This window comes from Pseudomonas sp. B611, from assembly GCF_055407965.1.
On record NZ_JBUZST010000001.1, the window covers coordinates 39544 to 56367 of the forward strand.

Annotated in this window: 17 protein-coding genes and 1 tRNA gene; 11 read left to right on the forward strand and 7 right to left on the reverse strand. The window is 61.8% G+C overall.

Going from position 1 to position 16824, the window contains the following annotated elements; genetic code table 11:
- Positions 1–14: 14 nt before the first annotated feature.
- From ggt to ACZRMO_RS00200, 4 genes are all read right to left on the reverse strand, one after another.
- A complete protein-coding gene (gene ggt / locus ACZRMO_RS00185; RefSeq protein WP_463971509.1) occupies positions 15–1844 on the reverse strand; it encodes a gamma-glutamyltransferase in 1830 nt (609 codons plus the stop codon).
- Between the two features lie 36 nt (positions 1845–1880).
- Entirely contained in the window at positions 1881–2660 is a 780-nt protein-coding gene (locus ACZRMO_RS00190; RefSeq protein ID WP_463971510.1) for a PhzF family phenazine biosynthesis protein, read from the reverse strand.
- A 206-nt stretch (positions 2661–2866) separates the two neighbouring features.
- Positions 2867–2943: transfer RNA gene (locus tag ACZRMO_RS00195), tRNA-Met, on the reverse strand.
- 212 nt (positions 2944–3155) lie between these two features.
- Complete coding sequence (locus ACZRMO_RS00200; protein WP_463971511.1) at positions 3156–3707, reverse strand: RNA polymerase sigma factor; 552 nt, start codon at positions 3705–3707, stop codon at positions 3156–3158.
- 263 nt (positions 3708–3970) lie between these two features.
- Between ACZRMO_RS00200 and sctW the strand changes: the two genes are divergently transcribed.
- The 11 genes from sctW to sctU are packed head-to-tail and all read left to right on the forward strand — an operon-like array spanning position 3971 to position 14114.
- Positions 3971–5026: a type III secretion system gatekeeper subunit SctW gene (gene sctW, locus ACZRMO_RS00205; protein WP_463971512.1), complete on the forward strand. Its 1056-nt coding sequence runs from the start codon at positions 3971–3973 to the stop codon at positions 5024–5026.
- Between the two features lie 2 nt (positions 5027–5028).
- Positions 5029–7122 (forward strand): type III secretion system export apparatus subunit SctV, encoded by a 2094-nt coding sequence (gene sctV / locus ACZRMO_RS00210; RefSeq protein WP_463971513.1) that lies wholly within the window; start codon positions 5029–5031, stop codon positions 7120–7122.
- A gap of 37 nt (positions 7123–7159) precedes the next feature.
- The gene (locus ACZRMO_RS00215; RefSeq protein ID WP_463971514.1) at positions 7160–8062 is read left to right on the forward strand and encodes an FHA domain-containing protein; all 903 of its coding nucleotides are present in this window, start codon (positions 7160–7162) and stop codon (positions 8060–8062) included.
- Positions 8059–9417: a FliI/YscN family ATPase gene (locus tag ACZRMO_RS00220; RefSeq protein WP_463971515.1), complete on the forward strand. Its 1359-nt coding sequence runs from the start codon at positions 8059–8061 to the stop codon at positions 9415–9417. The genes ACZRMO_RS00215 and ACZRMO_RS00220 overlap by 4 nt, the downstream gene beginning before the upstream one ends.
- Complete coding sequence (sctO, locus tag ACZRMO_RS00225) at positions 9404–9832, forward strand: type III secretion system stalk subunit SctO (RefSeq protein WP_463971516.1); 429 nt, start codon at positions 9404–9406, stop codon at positions 9830–9832. Before ACZRMO_RS00220 ends, sctO begins: the two co-directional genes overlap by 14 nt.
- Positions 9829–10290: a type III secretion system HrpP C-terminal domain-containing protein gene (locus ACZRMO_RS00230; RefSeq protein WP_463971517.1), complete on the forward strand. Its 462-nt coding sequence runs from the start codon at positions 9829–9831 to the stop codon at positions 10288–10290. The genes sctO and ACZRMO_RS00230 overlap by 4 nt, the downstream gene beginning before the upstream one ends.
- Positions 10287–11300: a FliM/FliN family flagellar motor switch protein gene (locus tag ACZRMO_RS00235; RefSeq protein WP_463971518.1), complete on the forward strand. Its 1014-nt coding sequence runs from the start codon at positions 10287–10289 to the stop codon at positions 11298–11300. The genes ACZRMO_RS00230 and ACZRMO_RS00235 overlap by 4 nt, the downstream gene beginning before the upstream one ends.
- Complete coding sequence (gene sctR / locus ACZRMO_RS00240; protein ID WP_463971519.1) at positions 11297–11950, forward strand: type III secretion system export apparatus subunit SctR; 654 nt, start codon at positions 11297–11299, stop codon at positions 11948–11950. The genes ACZRMO_RS00235 and sctR overlap by 4 nt, the downstream gene beginning before the upstream one ends.
- A 7-nt stretch (positions 11951–11957) precedes the next feature.
- On the forward strand, positions 11958–12221 hold the full coding sequence (gene sctS, locus ACZRMO_RS00245) for a type III secretion system export apparatus subunit SctS (protein WP_207040161.1): 264 nt from the start codon (positions 11958–11960) through the stop codon (positions 12219–12221).
- A gap of 10 nt (positions 12222–12231) precedes the next feature.
- Positions 12232–13020: a type III secretion system export apparatus subunit SctT gene (gene sctT / locus ACZRMO_RS00250; RefSeq protein WP_463971520.1), complete on the forward strand. Its 789-nt coding sequence runs from the start codon at positions 12232–12234 to the stop codon at positions 13018–13020.
- Complete coding sequence (sctU, locus tag ACZRMO_RS00255; protein WP_463971521.1) at positions 13017–14114, forward strand: type III secretion system export apparatus subunit SctU; 1098 nt, start codon at positions 13017–13019, stop codon at positions 14112–14114. Before sctT ends, sctU begins: the two co-directional genes overlap by 4 nt.
- On the opposite strand, the gene ACZRMO_RS00260 is transcribed toward sctU, so the two are convergent.
- From ACZRMO_RS00260 to sctC, 3 genes are read right to left on the reverse strand one after another with little or no spacing between them, the layout of a single operon-like run.
- Positions 14115–14486: a transcriptional regulator gene (locus ACZRMO_RS00260; RefSeq protein ID WP_463971522.1), complete on the reverse strand. Its 372-nt coding sequence runs from the start codon at positions 14484–14486 to the stop codon at positions 14115–14117. It abuts the gene before it with no gap.
- A complete protein-coding gene (gene hrpT, locus ACZRMO_RS00265; RefSeq protein WP_463971523.1) occupies positions 14483–14686 on the reverse strand; it encodes an HrpT family type III secretion system protein in 204 nt (67 codons plus the stop codon). The genes ACZRMO_RS00260 and hrpT overlap by 4 nt, the downstream gene beginning before the upstream one ends.
- Positions 14683–16821, reverse strand: a complete 2139-nt coding sequence (sctC, locus tag ACZRMO_RS00270; RefSeq protein WP_463971524.1) for a type III secretion system outer membrane ring subunit SctC — start codon at positions 16819–16821, stop codon at positions 14683–14685. The genes hrpT and sctC overlap by 4 nt, the downstream gene beginning before the upstream one ends.
- Positions 16822–16824: the final 3 nt, after the last annotated feature.

Consider the following 16824-nt stretch of genomic DNA (forward strand, 5'->3'; position numbering starts at 1 on the left):
CGTTGCTAAAAGTTTCAGTCGCCGAGGGCTTCGCCTTCACGCCGAGGGTCCGCGCCGCCGCTCAGGGACACTTTGCCCTGGGCATCGCGGGTGCGCACGATGGCCTGCACGCCACTGGTCATATCGATTTCGCTGAGGGCATGGCCCTTGTCTTTCAGTGCCTGTTCCAACCCTGGGCTGAACAAGCCCGCTTCCAGTTCGGTAGCGCCATTGCGGCTGCCAAAGTTGGGCAGGCTGATGGCCGCTTGCGGGTCGAGTTGCCAGTCGAGCATTGCCACCAACGACTTGCTCACGTACTCGATGATCTGCGAGCCGCCCGGCGAGCCGACGGTGGCCAGCAACTCGCCGCTGTGGCGGTCGAACACCAGCGTCGGTGCCATGGCCGAGCGCGGGCGTTTGCCGGGCTCGACGCGGTTGGCCACCGGTTGGCCGTGTTCCTCGGGAATGAACGAGAAGTCGGTCATCTGGTTGTTGAGCAAAAAGCCCTGGACCATTACATGGGCGCCGAACGCCGCTTCGACCGTGGTGGTCATCGACACAGCGCCGCCCTGGTCGTCCACCGCGACCACTTGCGAGGTGGAGATGCGCAACGGCGAGCGGTCCGGCGCGTAGGCCACCTGGATGCCCATTGGTGTGCCGGGCCTGGCAACGCCCATGCTGCGTTCGCCGATCAAGGCGGCGCGCTTGGCCAGGTAGTCCGGTGCGACGAGACCGGCGAGCGGCACGGGGACGAAGTCGGCATCGGCCACGTACAGCGCGCGGTCGGCGAAGGCCAGGCGGCCGGATTCGGCGAGCAGGTGCACGGCCTCGGGCGTCGGTTCCAGGCCGGCAGGCGAGGTGCTCTTCAATGGTTTCATGGGCGCGATGGCCAGTTGCGGGTTGCGCGCTTCCAGGGCCTGCAAGGTGCCGAGGATCTGCGCGATGGCGATCCCGCCCGACGACGGTGGCGGCATGCCGCACACTTTCCATTGCTTGTAGTCGGTGCACAACGGCGCACGCTCTTTGGCGCTGTAGCCTTGGAGGTCCGCCTGGGACAGGCTCCCCGCGTTGCCGTGGCCCTGTACCTTGCGCGCGATTTCAGCGGCAATCGGCCCGTGGTACAGCGCGTTTGGCCCTTCCTTGGCGATGCGTTGGAACACGGCGGCCAGCGCCGGGTTTTTCAGTAGCGTACCGGTGGCCTTAGGCGTGCCATCGGCATTCAAAAAATACGCCGCCATGTCCGGCGACTGCGGGATGTAGCGGTCAGCGGCAATCAGCGCGTGCAGGCGCGGGGAAATCGCAAAGCCCTGCTGCGACAGGCGAATCGCCGGCTCGAACAACGTGGCCCATGGCAGGCGCCCAGTCTTGGCGTGGGCCATTTCCAGGGCACGCAACACCCCTGGCGTGCCGACGGAGCGCCCGCCGATCTGCGCCTCGGCAAACCCCATCGGCGTGCCGTCGGCCCTCAGGAACAAACGCTCGGTCGCCCCGGCCGGTGCGGTTTCGCGGCCGTCATAGGCGTGCACGTTCTGGCCGTCCCACAGCATGATGAACGCTCCGCCGCCGATGCCCGACGACTGTGGTTCCACCAGGGTCAACACGGCCTGCATCGCAATCGCCGCGTCAATCGCCGAACCGCCTTGGCGTAGCATCTCGCGCCCGGCTGCGGCGGCCAACGGGTTGGCAGCGGCGGCCATGTGGCGTTCGGCATGCCGCGGCTTGAGGTCGCTGCGATAGCCCGAGCCCAACTCCGGTGCCGGTGGTTGTTCGGTGACTGGGCTATGGCAGGCGGCCAGGGTGAGGGCCGCAGCCAAGACCGACAACTGCCGGCGATAAATCGAAAACACGCGCTGAACTCCGTTCATTTTGAGAATGATCTGTTGTCCTTGGAACTTTGTGTTTTACAGGTAAATCGTGCCTTGCAGGTAGAGTACGGCGTTGCCGGAGATGATCACGCGCTCGCCCTGAAGCTCGCAGCGCAACTGGCCACGGCGCTTGCCGCCTTGTTCGGCGCTCAATTGCTGCTTGCCCAGGCGCTCGGCCCAGAACGGTGCCAGCGAGGTGTGGGCCGAACCGGTGACCGGGTCTTCATTGACGCCCACGTTCGGCCCGAACCAGCGCGAGACAAAATCGAACCGCGCGCTTTTGGCGGTCACGGCGATACCGCGTTTGGGCAGGCCCTTGAGGCGGGCGAAGTCCGGGGCCAGCGCGGCGATCTGGGCTTCGTCGTCCACCAGCACGATGTAGTCATCGGTGCCGAAGACTTCGGCGTGCTCGATGCCCAGCGCGCTTAACATCCCCGCTGGTGGCTCGCAACGCTCGGGGTGCTTGGCCGGGAAATCCATCGCCAGTTCGTCGCCGTCGCGCGTCACACGCAACTCACCGCTGCGGGTGGCAAAACGCAGGACTTCGGGGGCGTCTGCGAACGTGTTGATCAACACCCAGGCGGCTGCCAGCGTGGCATGGCCGCACAGGTCCACTTCGACTTCCGGGGTAAACCAGCGCAGTTCGTAGATATCGCCACGCGGCACAAAAAAAGCGGTTTCCGAGAGGTTGTTCTCGGCGGCGATGTTGTGCAGTTGTTCGGTGGGCAGCCATTCGGTCAGCGGGCAGACGGCCGCCGGGTTGCCACCGAAGGTGTGTTGGCTGAAAGCGTCGACTTGGTAGATGTCCAGTTTCATCGGGGGCACTCCGCGTGGGGGAGGCAGGACACTAACAGTGGGTCAGGGGAGCGTCAAAATACAGATCGCGGGTTTTTTCGAGCGCATCTGCTGGTTTTGGTCGCAAGCGCAGTCCTTCGCCGAGTGGGCTGGAGGCGTTATTGGCCTGGGACTTTTCGGCGGGCATAAAAAAACGGCCTACCTTTCGGTAAGCCGTTTTTAGTACTTGGTGGCTACACAGGGACTTGAACCCCGGACCCCAGCATTATGAATGCTATGCTCTAACCAACTGAGCTATGTAGCCAAGTGGCGCGCATTATTCGCGGAGAACGGGAATGCGTCAAGCGTTTATTTTAAATTTTTATCTACGCTTTCAACTGTTTAAGCGAAATAGGGCGAAACCGCGACGAGCGGTACGGTGCGCGTGGGGGTTTCGAGGCGGGGCGAATTAGTCGAGAGCGGTTGCGGCGTGATCCGGTTGGGCAGATATCCCTGTCGCCCAACGCGTGGTCCGGCTTACGGGTGCCGTGAGTTCTGGGTGACACGCTTGAGTTGTTCGCGCGCGCGCGACAGGCGTGAGCGAACGGTGCCGATCGGAATGTCCAGCACGTCGGCGGTGTCCTGGTAGCTGCCGTCGGTTTCCAGCGATGCATACAGCGTTTTACGCATTTCCTGCGGTAGCAGGTCGATGGCGCTCAGGGTTTTCTCCAGGCGGCGGTTGATCTCGAATTCCCAGTCCAGGTTGCGGTTGTCTTCCTGGCCATGCCACAGCGCTTCATCGAACTCGCAATGGACCGGCTTGGCATACATGCGCCGGAAGTGGTTGCGGATCAGGTTCTGCGCGATGCCGCACATCCAGGTGCTGAGGGTTGCCTGGCCGCTGAAGCGCTCCCTGTTGCGCCAGGCTTCCAGGTAAGTCAGTTGCAGAAGGTCATCTGCATCCTCGGGGTTGAGCACGCGTTTATGAATGAAGCGGCGCAGCTTTTTTTGCTGTTCGTCCGTCAGCTGAAGCATGAATTGAGGCGAGCTGCCAACAAGGTGAACCAAAGCTTCGATAGGGATACTCATGATTTTTTCCTCAGGGTAGACGCAGTCGAAATGATTTCGACGGGAACCCCTTTTGCACCGGCTATGCCAACGGAAAAAATCCTTTAACGTATTGATTTACATAAATATATATCTTGAATTAAAGCGTTTTTGTGCGGTTTTTTGCAAACTGCTCCCAGGGTTTGTGCCGTTTTTTTCGCAGGTTGCAATGGGGCGGGTTTTGATGGAACCGGATGGGTTGTTCTTGCCACACAGGGACACACTCTTTCTGTTCTGGCCCGCCGATGAAAGTCGAATCCTCCCACGATGTGCAAACACTCCAGCGCCTGGATCAACCCAGTGTTGGCCAGCCGGTCGCGCCGTCATCCATGAGAGCGACGGACGAGCTTGTCCAACTCTTCAGCCAGGAGGTGAGCCTCAACAATCGGCTGCTGCAACAGCGCTCCCTTGGGGTGCGTGTGCCTCCTACCGAGCGGCTTGCGCAGCTTTATGACCAGTTGGGCCACCCGGCTCAGGCGACGTTGGCGTCCATTGCCCGACGGGTGCGGCTCCAGCTATTGCAGCAACCCAGCGTCGACACCTTGCTTGACCTGACCGGTAACGACCCGGCACGCACGTTCGTAGTGCTCAAGCAGGTGGCGGCCCAGGCGCAAGCCGAAGCGCGCAAGACTGAAGCCGCGCTGGCCCGGGATGCCATTGCCAAATTGGAGGTTCGCTTCAAGCGGGAAATCCAGGCCGGCCTGAATATCGCGATTGCGTTGCAGGCCAGCGGCGGTGACCCGCAAGAACGCCAAGCGTTACGTGCGCTGTACTACGCCAGTGTGGTCAGGCGTCAATCTCTGGCGACCATGATGCAGGCCCTGTTGGGCGTGTACGGTGGCGAGCGCTTTGCGGCCGGACTCAAAGTGATGCGCGGTGCCTTGGCGGATGATATCGCGGCCCATGTGTCGTCCGTTCCCACCGCCATGCTGCGCACACTGCTGATGGGCCTGCAGAGTTGCGGGCAGTTGACCGGGGTGTTGAGTGGTTGCCAGACGTTGATCCAGCGCCTGAGCATCGAGCATGACGCCGTGGAGCTGTTGCAGCGCTTGCTGGGTTACGCCGGCTCTGGTGTCGCGGCGGGGGAAATCCTGCGGCTGGGGGATGATCTTGGGGGGGGGCCGTCCCTCCAGCAGCTGGTGTCGCTCAACGCCCTTTACCCCGTCGTCCAACAGTTGCCCCTGGCGCTTTGGCCAGACAGCCGCGTACGCCAGGAGACCTTGATCTGCTTTGTCGCGGTGATGGATGAACTGGCCAGGATTGAACGCGGGCCCTCACGTTTCGTGGATGGGGGGGCGTAGACGTGAGCGTACTGAAGACCATCAATGCCGTGCTGCTCAAGGTGGCACAACGTGCCGAAGTACTGGGCGCCGTGGTGGTCATGGCCATCGTGTTCATCTTTATCGTGCCGCTGCCCACCTGGCTGGTGGACATCCTGATCGCACTCAATATCTGTATTTCGTGCCTGTTGATTGTGCTGGCGCTCTACCTGCCGGGACCGTTGGCGTTTTCGTCGTTCCCGTCGATCCTGCTGCTGACCACCATGTTCCGACTGGCGCTGTCGATTGCCACGACGCGCCTTATCCTGCTGGAGCAGGACGCGGGTGACATCGTCGAGGCCTTCGGCAACTTTGTGGTGGGCGGTAATCTTGCGGTGGGGATGGTGATCTTCCTGATCCTGACCCTGGTCAACTTCCTGGTGATTACCAAGGGCTCGGAACGGGTCGCTGAAGTGGCGGCACGTTTCAGCCTGGATGCAATGCCGGGCAAGCAGATGTCCATTGACAGCGACCTGCGTGCCGGCCTGATTGACGGTGTGCAAGCCCGGGACAAGCGCGAGCAGTTGTCCCGCGAGAGCCAATTGTTCGGCGCCATGGACGGCGCCATGAAGTTCGTCAAGGGCGATGCCATTGCCGGCTTGATCATCGTCGTGGTCAACCTGCTGGGGGGCTTCTCCACGGGGATGTTCCAGCACGGGTTGAGTGCTGCCGACTCGATGGCGCTGTATTCGGTGCTGACCATCGGCGACGGCTTGATCGCCCAGATTCCGGCGCTGCTGATTTCCCTGACGGCCGGCATGATCATCACCCGTGTGGCCCCGGACGGTAGCAAGGGTGTCAGCAACATGGGCGCGGAAATTGCCCGGCAAATGACCAGCGAACCCAAGAGTTGGGTGATCGCGTCGGTGGGCATGCTTGCGTTTGCGATAGTGCCCGGTATGCCTACCGGGGTATTTATCCTGATCTCGCTGATCACCGGCAGCCTCGGCTATTACCTCGTGCGTAAGCGTCAACGACTGGCCCAGCCTGCCACCGAGGCTGTCGAAGCCGTTCGCCCGGAAGAAAACGGCAGGGAAGACTTGCGTGGGTTCGACCCGTCGCGGCCCTACCTGTTGCAATTCTCCCCGGTACTGCGCGGCACTCCGCAGGTGACCGACCTGATTCACGGCATACGCCAGGCCCGGAACGCGCTGGTTGCCAATATTGGCCTGACATTGCCGCCGTTTGAAGTGGAGCTTGATGATTCGCTGGCCGACGACGAAATGCGTTTCTGCGTGCATGAAGTGCCGATGGTCAGGGCGTCGGTGGTCAGCCATCTGGCTGTTGAGCGCTCGGCGCTGACGGTCGAGCCTGAGCACGCATTGCCAGGGCTGGCGGAGCGCGATGAGCAGGAGTGGGTTTGGCTGGCCCCCGACGATCCGCTGCTGGCGGACGAGCAGTTGGAGCGTTTCAGTGCCACGGAGTTGATCATCGAGCGTATGAAGAAGGCGATGATGTTCAGCGGCCCGCAGTTTCTGGGGATCCAGGAAAGCAAGTCGATCCTCAGTTGGCTGGAGCACAACCAGCCGGAGTTGGTGCAGGAACTCCAGCGCATTATGCCGCTCTCGCGTTTTTCAGCCGTGTTGCAGCGCCTGGCCAGCGAAGGCGTGCCGTTACGGGCGGTACGGCTGATCGTCGAGTCGTTGATCGAGTACGGTCAGCATGAACGTGAGCCGGATGCGCTGGCCGACTATGCGCGCATCGCCCTCAAGGCCCAGATCTTTCACCAGTACAGCGAGGCCGATGGCCTGCATGCCTGGCTGCTGTCGCCGCAGACCGAAAATATCCTGCGCGATGCGTTGCGCCAGACCCAGACCGGTGTGTTCTTCGCCCTCGATAACGACAACAGTGCGTCGCTGATCAGCCTGCTCAACCAGGCCTTTAAGGTCCGCGCCAAAAGCAAAAGCGTGATGCTGGTGGCGCAAGACTTGCGCAGCCCCTTGCGTACCTTGCTGCTGGAGGAGTTCAACCATGTCCCGGTGCTGTCTTTTGCGGAGTTGGGGAGTGCCTCCAAGGTGAAAGTGCTGGGTCGCTTTGACGTTGGCCAGGATGAGCTGATGCGCGGGGCGGTGGCATGAGGACTTCATCCTGTTCAGTACCGCGGAGGGTCGGTTGATGTATGAGCTGCGTGTGCTTGATGGGTTGCATCAGGGCGCTGCGTTGCCGCTGTTTGGCGAGCAGTGGAGCATCGGCGCCCATGAGGGGGCCGACCTGTTGTTGAAGGATCCCGGAGTTGCCGAGCAGCACGCCCGGTTGCGGTTGAATGACTCTATTTGGTCGGTGCAGGCCGAGGCGGGGTTGTTGCAGGACGCCGACGGACAGGTGCTGGCACAGATTGTGAACCTGACCCTGAATGTGCCGTTTTCGATAGGCGCCATTCGGCTGTGCGTCACCTTGGCTGATCAGCCCTGGCCTCAGGCGGCACCTGCAGTGGGCACTGTGCCGCCACCGATGGCCGCGGAGGTTCCACCGGCATTGCAGCTGTCGTCTATTGCGCCGACGCAGCAAAAACGCCTGCTCAGTCTGGTGTTGGTAGCGGCCGTGATCATTGTGGCGGTGGGCATCGCCGCTACCGACGACCGTGAAGCCCAGGAGACCTCGGCACCTGCGGTGTTCCAGAAAAAAGAATTGGCGTCGCCGTTTGAAGTGCGCCAGCAGTTACTGAAGATGCTCAGCGAACGCGAGTTGGGCCAGCGAGTCAGCCTGCAGGTGATCAATGGCCAGGTCACCCTCAGTGGGGAGGTGCCCCAGGACGATGTGGAGTTGGTCGCGCGCATGCTCGGCCGATTTGGCGAACTGTTTGAAAGCGCCGTGCCGGTGATCAGTCGTGTACGCGTCAGTGATGGAGCATTGCCGTTCAAGATTGTGCAGATCATTGGCGGGCCGAATGGTCATGTGGTTCTGGAAGACGGTGGCCGGTTGTTTGTGGGCGACGAGTTGGACGGCCTGCGCCTGGTGCTGATCGATAACAGCAAGGTGGTCTTCAATGGCCAGCAGCGGTACGAGGTGCACTGGTGAGTGCTGATCTGCAACGGCGTCTCGACGCCTGGCACCAGCGCCAGTCACAGGTGCTGGTGAGCTTCGCGCCGGTGACGATGCGCGGCCGCATCCAGCGTGTCAACGGCATGTTGCTGCAATGCCGGCTACCCCTGGCGCGTATTGGTGACCTGTGCCAGGTGGAGAAAAATCCGGGCGACTTCATGCTCGCCGAGATCATCGGCTTCGATCAGCAAGATGCCGTACTCAGTGCCCTGGGCAACCTCGAAGGCGTGCGGGTGGGAGCCAGCGTGGAGCGCCTTGGCGTGCCGCATCGGGTGCAAGTCAGTGATGCGTTGCTGGGCCAGGTGCTGGACGGTTTTGGACGGCCAATCACCGGTGAGGGCGCTAGCGCGTTTGTCGAGGCCGACACGCAGGATGCCAGTGCGGTGCTATGTGAGGCACCGCTGCCCACCGAGCGGCCGAGGATCAATCGTGCGCTGGCCACTGGGGTGCGTTCGATCGACGGCTTGCTGACATTGGGTGAAGGCCAGCGTGTGGGCCTGTTCGCGGGGGCCGGTTGCGGCAAGACCACCTTGCTCGCCGAGATCGCCCGTAACGTGGAGTGCGATGTGATTGTGTTCGGCCTGATCGGCGAGCGGGGCCGAGAGCTGCGCGAGTTTCTTGATCATGAGCTGGACGAACAGCTGCGTGCCAAGGCCGTACTGGTGTGCGCCACCTCTGATCGTTCCAGCATGGAGCGAGCCCGCGCCGCGTTTACCGCCACGGCCCTGGCCGAAGGTTTCCGGCGCAAGGGGAAGCGGGTGTTGCTGCTGATCGATTCCCTGACGCGTTTTGCCAGGGCCCAGCGTGAAATCGGCTTGGCCGCCGGCGAACCCCTGGGGCGTGGCGGCCTGCCGCCGTCGGTGTACAGCCTGTTGCCGCGGCTGGTGGAGCGTGCCGGGCTGACGCGCGAGGGTGTAATCACCGCGATCTACACGGTGCTGATCGAGCAGGACTCCATGAGCGATCCGGTGGCCGATGAGGTGCGCTCGTTGCTCGACGGTCATATCGTGCTGTCGCGCAAGCTGGCCGAGCGTGGTCACTATCCCGCCGTGGACGTGTTGGCCAGCCTGTCGCGGATCTTGAGCAACGTCGCCGAGCCTGACGACATCCGCGCCGGTACGGCATTGCGTCGCCTGCTGTCGGCGTACCAGCAAATTGAACTGATGCTCAAGCTCGGCGAGTACATGCCGGGCAGCGATGCCCTGACCGACCTGGCCGTGGACAGTCGTGAGGCGGTCGATGGTTTCTTGCGTCAGGACTTGCGTGAGCCCACGCCGATGGCGATGACGCTGGCGCAACTGCGGGAGCTGACACGCCATGTCCCATTCTGATACCGCGCTGAGTGAAATCGAAACCCTGCGGCGGTTGCGCCGGCATCGGGCCGACCGTGCCGAGCGCGCCCTGCGTGAGGCCAAGCGCGCCGAGCAAACCCTGCTCGCGAATATCCGCCAGGCCGCCGATGCGCTTGAGCAAACTCGCCAGGAAGAGGCGCGCCAGAGTGCGCAGTTGCTCAGCGAGCATCAGGGCCAGGTGCTGAGCCTCAAGGCCCTGAAATCCTGGGGCGTGAAGGAGCGCTCGCTGAGCGCCAGCACCCAGCGTGAAGAAGGCCAGCTAGAGGCATTGCGGGGCCAGCAGGATGAGAAGAAAACCCAGGTTGGCACTGCGCAGAAACATGTCACCGAGTGCTTGCGCCAGGTGGAAAAACTAAAGGAGTTGGCCCTATTGCTGGTAGAGGAGCAGACATGACCAAGATTTCAACCAAACCCACTGAACGCCCACGCGCGCCACGCGCACCACGGGCTGAACGTGAGCCGGAAGCGGCGAGTGTGGTGCTGTGGGAGCAGGGGCGACTCTTTGCCCAACTGCTTGCCAATGAGGAGGGTGGGGGAGGCTACGGTGCTTCCCTGGGCAGTCTGAAGGCGGCGTCCGCGGCCACTCTGCTGCAGGCACTCACCGAGCAACTGGTGCCCCGTGTGCTGGGCGCTGCGCAATGGCCGCTCCAGGCGACGTTGTACCTGCCGCGCCTGGGCCGGATCAACGCCAGTGTGCGCCGTGAGCAGGGCGCTTGGAATATTGAGCTGGACGCCGAACTCGACGGCACCGCGCGCTGGCTCAGTGGCGTGCGGCAAGAGTGCCAGGAGCGGTTGACGGGCGCGCTGGGGCTGGCGGTCAGCCTGCATGTGTCCAACTCTGGTTCGGCATGATGATGCCGTCTTTGACGTTGCCTTTGATCAAGGGCGATACGGTTGCCGCGCGCCGTCGCCTGGGGCGTGGTCTATGCCTGCCGTTTCAGGTTGCAGCCAATCGCGGAGAGCTGCGCCTCGACCCCGGACAATTTGCCGGCCAAGGCGAGGCCACGTGTTTCGAGACGGCACGGGGCGTACTGGCGTTCACTGAGGCAGGCCCACTGCTGAGTTTGCTGGGCGAGTGCCCAGTGACATTGGCCAAGGCGGGAAATGATCCTGATTCGTGGTTCTGGGCACTGTTCCAGCACCACCTGAGCCCCCAGGTGCGAGCGTTGTTGGGTCATGTGCGCTTGCTGAAAACCGAACGTCCCGCCGGATTCGGCTGCCGGCTCAGCGTCACCCTGGGCGCTTCCCGAGTCACAGGTTACGTGTGGCTGACGCCCAACAGCTTCCTGGCCTTATGCGAAGCCGCAGCGTGGCGTGCCGTCGCCGCGCCGCTGCCGGTGACCTTTCCGCTCGCGCTGCCCGTGACCCTGGGCAGTGTGCAGCTGCCGATGAGGCAGGTACGCGGCCTGCGCGCAGGCGATGTGCTGGTGCTTGAACAGCCGTTTTTTCGCGCCGACGGCACCGGCCACGTGTCGGCGGGCAGGCAGCGATTGCTGGGGCGCATTGGCGATGAAACCGGGCCGTTGTGCCTGACCGTTACTTCTCTAGAGGACACCTCCGTGGACGAGGATTTTGCAGTTCCCCACTACCCCGATCAGGAAGACGATACCCCCGTGGTGGATGTATTCGGCAGCGAGCCGTTTGACGAATTGAGCATGTTGCTCAATGTCCGGTGTGGGACCTTGAACCTCACCCTGGGCGAGCTGCGCAATCTCGCTCCCGGTTCGGTACTGGGTATCGGCGGCTATGCACCGGGTATGGCAGGGCTCTACTACGGTGACCGGCTCATTGGCCAGGGGCAACTGGTCGAGGTCGATGGGCGCCTGGGCTTGCAGGTCTCCCGTGTGAATTTCAGTCGATGAACATCCAGGGGCTTGACCCGATTGTTCTGGCGGTCTTTCTCGGCGCGCTCTCGTTGTTGCCCATGCTGCTGATTGTGTGCACCGCGTTCCTGAAGATCGTCATTGTGCTGATGATCACCCGCAACGCCATCGGTGTGCAGCAGGTGCCACCGAGCATGGCCATCAACGGCGTCGCCCTGGCGGCCACGCTATTTATCATGGCCCCGGTGGGTTACGAGATCGCCGAGGGTTTGAAAACCGCGCCCCTGGACACAAGCAATGTGCACGCCCTTCTCCAGACAGGCTCGGAGGCGATCAAGCCGTTGCGTGCATTCATGCTGCGCAATGTGGACGCGGATGTGCTCACGCATTTGCTGGAAAACACTGCCCGGCTATGGCCTGCGCAAATGGCCCAGGAGGTTCAGCGCGATGACCTGATCCTGCTGGTTCCGGCCTTTGTGCTGTCGCAATTGCAGGCCGGTTTCGAGATCGGTTTCCTGATCTACATCCCCTTTATCGTGATCGACCTGATCGTCTCCAACCTGCTGTTGGCGCTGGGCATGCAAATGGTCTCGCCGATGACTATTTCCCTGCCGCTCAAACTGCTCTTGTTCGTGCTGGTATCCGGTTGGTCGCGGCTGCTCGACAGCCTGTTTCTTTCCTATCTTTGAGTGGCCTATGGAACCGATTGTGCTGTTCAAGCAGGGCATGCTGCTGGTGGTGGTGTTGTCCGCACCGCCACTGATTGTGGCGGTCGTGGTGGGCGTGTTGACCTCCCTGGTGCAGGCGCTGATGCAGGTGCAGGACCAGACGCTGCCCTTTGGCATCAAGCTGGTGGCGGTAGGTATCACGCTGATCCTGACCGGGCGCTGGATCGGTGTGGAGTTGATCCAATTGATCAACCTCATGTTCGACATGATCGCCCGTTCGGCCCTGAACTGAGGCTACGCCTGTGCTGTTGTACCTTGATTACCTGTCCAGCCTGGTTATCGCCATGGCGCGGATATACCCCTGTGCCATGTTGGTGGCGGCGTTCTGTTTTCAGCATGTGCGTGGCATGCCCCGGCACACCATCGTGATGGTCCTGGCGCTGTTGCCCGCACCGGGTATTCACGTCGCGCTGGAGGGTCAGGACTACTCGGCGCTGATGCTCGGCGCGCTGGTGCTCAAGGAAGTCGCCTTGGGTTTGTTGCTAGGGGTGCTGCTGTCGATGCCGTTCTGGATGTTCGAGTCGGTGGGGGCGCTGCTGGATAACCAGCGCGGCGCCTTGGCCGGTGGCCAGCTCAACCCTTCATTGGGGCCGGATGCGACGCCGATCGGGCACCTGTTCAAGCAGCTGGCGGTTTTCTTGCTGATGATCAGCCTGGGGTTGGGGGCGATGACACAGGTGATCTGGGACAGTTACCTGATCTGGCCGGCGACGGTGTGGTTTCCGTTGCCGGCGGCCAATGGGTTCAGCCTGTTCACCGGCCTGCTGGCCGACACGTTCACCCACATGATGCTGTATGCCGCGCCCTTTATCGCCGTACTGCTGTTGCTGGAGTTCGGCATTGCGTTGCTGGGGGTCTACAGCCAGCAGTTGCAGGTGAGCACGCTGGCGCCGCCCCTCAAGAGCCTGGCCGGGATTGGCATTTTGCTGCTGTATTTTGCGTTGTTGCAGGACCTGATCGTCGGGCGCATGAGCCTGCTGGGTGACCTCAAACATACACTGGGCCTGATGTTCTCGGGGCCGTCAACATGAGTGACTCGGGGGAGAAAAAACACCCGGCCAGTGCCAAGAAGCTGCGCGACCAACGCAAGAAAGGCCAGGTCGCGCAAAGCCAGGATGTCGGCAAGTTGTTGGCGTTGACGGCCATGAGCGAGATTGCTTTGTTCACCGCCGAGACCAGCATGCAGCGTTTTCAGCAATTGCTGATGCTGCCCATGTCACGCATGACTCAGCCCTTTGCACACTCGCTGGAGGAAGTGCTGGTTGAAAGCCTGGTGATGTTCTTCTCGTTTTCCTTGCTGATGGCTGCCGTCGCAATTGCATCGAAGCTGATCAGCAGTTGGATGCAGTTCGGCTTGTTGTTTGCCCCGGAAGCGCTGAAGCTAGATTTCAGTCGCCTCAACCCCATCAGTCAGCTCAAGCAGATGTTCTCCGCCCAGCAAATCTTGAATTTGTTGATGAGCATCGCCAAGGCGGCGTTGCTATGCCTGATCTTGTACGTGGTGATCTGGCCGTCACTGGATGCGCTGATCAACCTGGCCAACAGCGATCTGCCTACCTACATCCTCGCGTTGATCAGCCTGTTTCGCCACTTGCTGCATACCTGCCTTGGGTTGTTGCTGGTGCTGGCACTCATCGATGTGACGATGGTGCGGTACTTTTTTGCCAAGCGCTTGCGCATGACGCAGGTCGAAGTCGTCAAAGAGTATAAGGACATGGAAGGCGACCCCCATGTGAAGGGCCAACGCCGTGCGCTGGCCCAGCAGTTGGCCCAGGAGGAACCCAAGGTCAAGCTGCCCAAGCTGGAAGAGTCCGACATGCTGGTGGTCAACCCTACGCACTTTGCCGTCGCCTTGTATTATCGTCCTGGCAAGACACCGCTGCCGCTACTGGTCGAAAAAGGGACGGACGCCGACGCCCGTCGGTTGATCGCCAGGGCCAAGGCGGCGGATATCCCGGTGATCCAGTGTGTATGGCTGGCGCGCACGATCTACACGAAAAAGCTGGGAGAGAATATTCCCCGTGAAACCCTGCAGGCCGTGGCGGTGATCTACCGGACCTTGCGTGAGCTCGATGACGAAGCCAAGCGCGAGACCTTGCAACTGCCGGAGATTGAGTTGCGTTGATCAGCGCGTCGAACGTCTGTTCAGGGTATCGATATTGGCCAGTAAGAGCATCCGGCTGAGGGCTTTTTCGACGGTGTCACGCTGGGCGGGTAACGCCTGCCAGATCACCAGGCTACCTTGGGCGTCGAGGTAGGCAAAGCAACCCTCGAATGCCGCTGCTTGCTCAAACCGACGTTCCAGCACCTGCTGCAATTGCCCGGCCTGCAATGCTTCGCGGGCAACCTCCAAGGCCAGCCCCGGACGGTTGCCGGCGTGCAGTGTGCACACCTTGATGCCGGGGGCGAGTTGCAGGTGAGCGGCACTGCCGCTCACCAGGTTGTCCAGGAATACCTGGCGATGCCGGTCATCGTCGGGCAACCCGTATGCACTCATCGTTCCAGCGACACCGTCTGATAGTCCGCGCGCTCTCCGGCCGGGCCGGGTTCGACACGCATGTGGGATGGCCACCAGACCACCAGGTTTTTGCTGGTCGATTGCGGGCGCGAGCAGGAGTCGCCCTTGCAGGTGGGGGTGCAGCCGGTGGCGAGCAGTGCCAGGCAGATCAGGGTGACGCCCATTAATGGATATTTCATGGCGTGGCCTTTTTAGTCGATTGGATCAGGGAGGGGCGGGGCACACCGAGGTGTTCATCCTTCACCACGGGGCGCATGGCGATAAACACCTCGGCCTCTTCGCCCGGTTTGAGCCAGGCTTGCGGCCAGACGCTGACGGCCAGGGTCTGCGAGTTACTGCATTCTTTTTCATCAATACGCACATTGCGGTTGAACTGGTTGCGCAGCACCACGACCGCCACGTTGTATTCAGGGCCGGCATACCATTGGCTGCGGTCGGTGTTCAGCGCCAGAAAATCGCGGGTGCTGCAGAGGGTGGCCAGCCCCAGGGGCATCGGTGCCAGCTTGAAGGCCTTGGGCACTTCGCCGCTGACCAGGTGGGCGAGGGTGCTGATGATGTCACTGCGTTTGATCACCGGCTGGTGGGGGGCGTAGCGCCTGGCCAGGGGGGTGAGGGCGGCTTGCAGCTCGGCCTGATCGGCCTGCGGCAGGTAGCGTGACGGGTCGGACTGGTCGCCGATGACGCGCGGGGTGAGGATGAACAGGCGTTCACGCCGGTTGTTCTGCCGTTCAGTCGAGGAAAACAGTGCCTTGCCCAGCAGTGGAATATCCCCCAGCAACGGTACCTTGTTCTGCCTGTCAGTGCTTTCGGTGACGTGGAAACCACCCACCACCAGCGAACGTTTTTCGGCCATCACGGCTTGCGTGCTGACTTTGCCCCGACGCACGTCCAGTTGGCCAGGAACGGGATTTGACTCGTCGAAATTGCCGTCTTCGATATCCACCACCAAGTGGATCTGGTGGCCACCGCGACTGGTGATTACCCGCGGTACTACCTGGAAGCTGGTGCCCACGGTGACCGGCAGAATGGTTGCGTTCTCCCGGCCCGGCGTCAGGTACTGGGTGCGGTTGAAGTCGATGACCGCCGGTTGGTTTTCCAGGGTCAGCACCGAAGGATTGGAGACCATGGTTGCCAGTCCCTTGGCTTCCAGTGCGCGTATATCCGCGTAGAAGCGGTCGCGATTATCGATCGACAACTGCGAGGCCGTGCCCGGTGCCAGGTTGGTGCCGACCCCACGAAAACGGCTGTTTTGAAACCCCCAGTTCACGCCGAATTCGCGCAACTGTGTGCGCTCGATGTCGAGGATGATTGCATCGATCTCCACCAGCTTGCGTGCGACGTCGAGTTGCGTGATCAACTCGCGGTACATGGCCTGGCGCTCCGGCAAATCGTAGATCAGCACCGTGTTGTTGCGCACGTCGGCTTCGACGCGAATCCGGCTGGCGGGCGCTGGTGCACGCGGGGTGAGCGTGGCACCGGTCTGCGGTTGCCGACTGTTGTTGTCCGCACCGAGCATCTGTCCCAGCAGTGGATTGCTCAGCCGGGGAATGCTTGGCGTGAGGGGAGAGGGCGGCGATGGGGAGCGCTGGCCAAGTCCCGAGAGGGTCGAGGTGGTGCGCGGTTCCAGCAAGCCGCGCAAAATGCTCGCGACACCAGGAACGTCAAGCTTCTCACCGCGATAATCCACTTGGCGATCCGCAGCGTTGGCGAACTTCAGCGGATAGCTCAGCACACTCTGTTTTTCATCCGACGAGCGACGCTGGCTGCTGAAGTGCTTGATCTGTTCGATATAACGCCGGGGGCCGGAGACCAGGACGACGCCATCTTCCGGCAGCTCGCCCCAGCCGAAGCGGCTGTCGAGCAGGCCAATGTCGGTCAATGCCTTTTTGAGGTCGGAGATGGTCTCGGAGGAGACTTCCAGGCGCGCAGATTCCTGCTGGTCCAGGGTGCTGATATACAGCGTGTTGTTGTACAGATACCACTGGAAACGGTGTTCGACGCCTAACCGGTCGAGCAATGACTGCGGGGTGTTGGCGCGAATCTTTCCATTGACGTTGCCCTCCAGCAGCCCCTCGACCTGCAGTTGCGTGCCAAAGGTCTGGGCGAAGTCTTCGAGCACTTCGCGCAGCGGTTTGTGCTGGGCCTCATAGGCGTAGGCGGTATTTTTCCATTCGGCAGGGATGGCGGCGAAGGCACTTGCCACGGGAGCCAGCAACCAAGGCAGTGCGATCAGGTAGCGCCATCCCGCGCGTTTTGATGATGCGCCGGGCGAATCAAAGCGCAAGCGGGTGTGCTTGTGGGGCTTGTTGAACATACG

Coding starts and splice junctions, on each gene's coding strand:
- hrpT (WP_463971523.1), bottom strand. CDS start 14,686: ATGAAATATCCATTAATGGGCGTCACCCTGATCTGCCTGGCACTGCTC.
- ACZRMO_RS00215 (WP_463971514.1), top strand. CDS start 7,160: ATGTATGAGCTGCGTGTGCTTGATGGGTTGCATCAGGGCGCTGCGTTG.
- sctO (WP_463971516.1), top strand. CDS start 9,404: ATGTCCCATTCTGATACCGCGCTGAGTGAAATCGAAACCCTGCGGCGG.
- ACZRMO_RS00230 (WP_463971517.1), top strand. CDS start 9,829: ATGACCAAGATTTCAACCAAACCCACTGAACGCCCACGCGCGCCACGC.
- sctW (WP_463971512.1), top strand. CDS start 3,971: ATGAAAGTCGAATCCTCCCACGATGTGCAAACACTCCAGCGCCTGGAT.
- ACZRMO_RS00200 (WP_463971511.1), bottom strand. CDS start 3,707: ATGAGTATCCCTATCGAAGCTTTGGTTCACCTTGTTGGCAGCTCGCCT.
- ggt (WP_463971509.1), bottom strand. CDS start 1,844: ATGAACGGAGTTCAGCGCGTGTTTTCGATTTATCGCCGGCAGTTGTCG.
- ACZRMO_RS00190 (WP_463971510.1), bottom strand. CDS start 2,660: ATGAAACTGGACATCTACCAAGTCGACGCTTTCAGCCAACACACCTTC.
- sctS (WP_207040161.1), top strand. CDS start 11,958: ATGGAACCGATTGTGCTGTTCAAGCAGGGCATGCTGCTGGTGGTGGTG.
- sctU (WP_463971521.1), top strand. CDS start 13,017: ATGAGTGACTCGGGGGAGAAAAAACACCCGGCCAGTGCCAAGAAGCTG.
- sctR (WP_463971519.1), top strand. CDS start 11,297: ATGAACATCCAGGGGCTTGACCCGATTGTTCTGGCGGTCTTTCTCGGC.
- ACZRMO_RS00235 (WP_463971518.1), top strand. CDS start 10,287: ATGATGATGCCGTCTTTGACGTTGCCTTTGATCAAGGGCGATACGGTT.
- sctC (WP_463971524.1), bottom strand. CDS start 16,821: ATGTTCAACAAGCCCCACAAGCACACCCGCTTGCGCTTTGATTCGCCC.
- ACZRMO_RS00260 (WP_463971522.1), bottom strand. CDS start 14,486: ATGAGTGCATACGGGTTGCCCGACGATGACCGGCATCGCCAGGTATTC.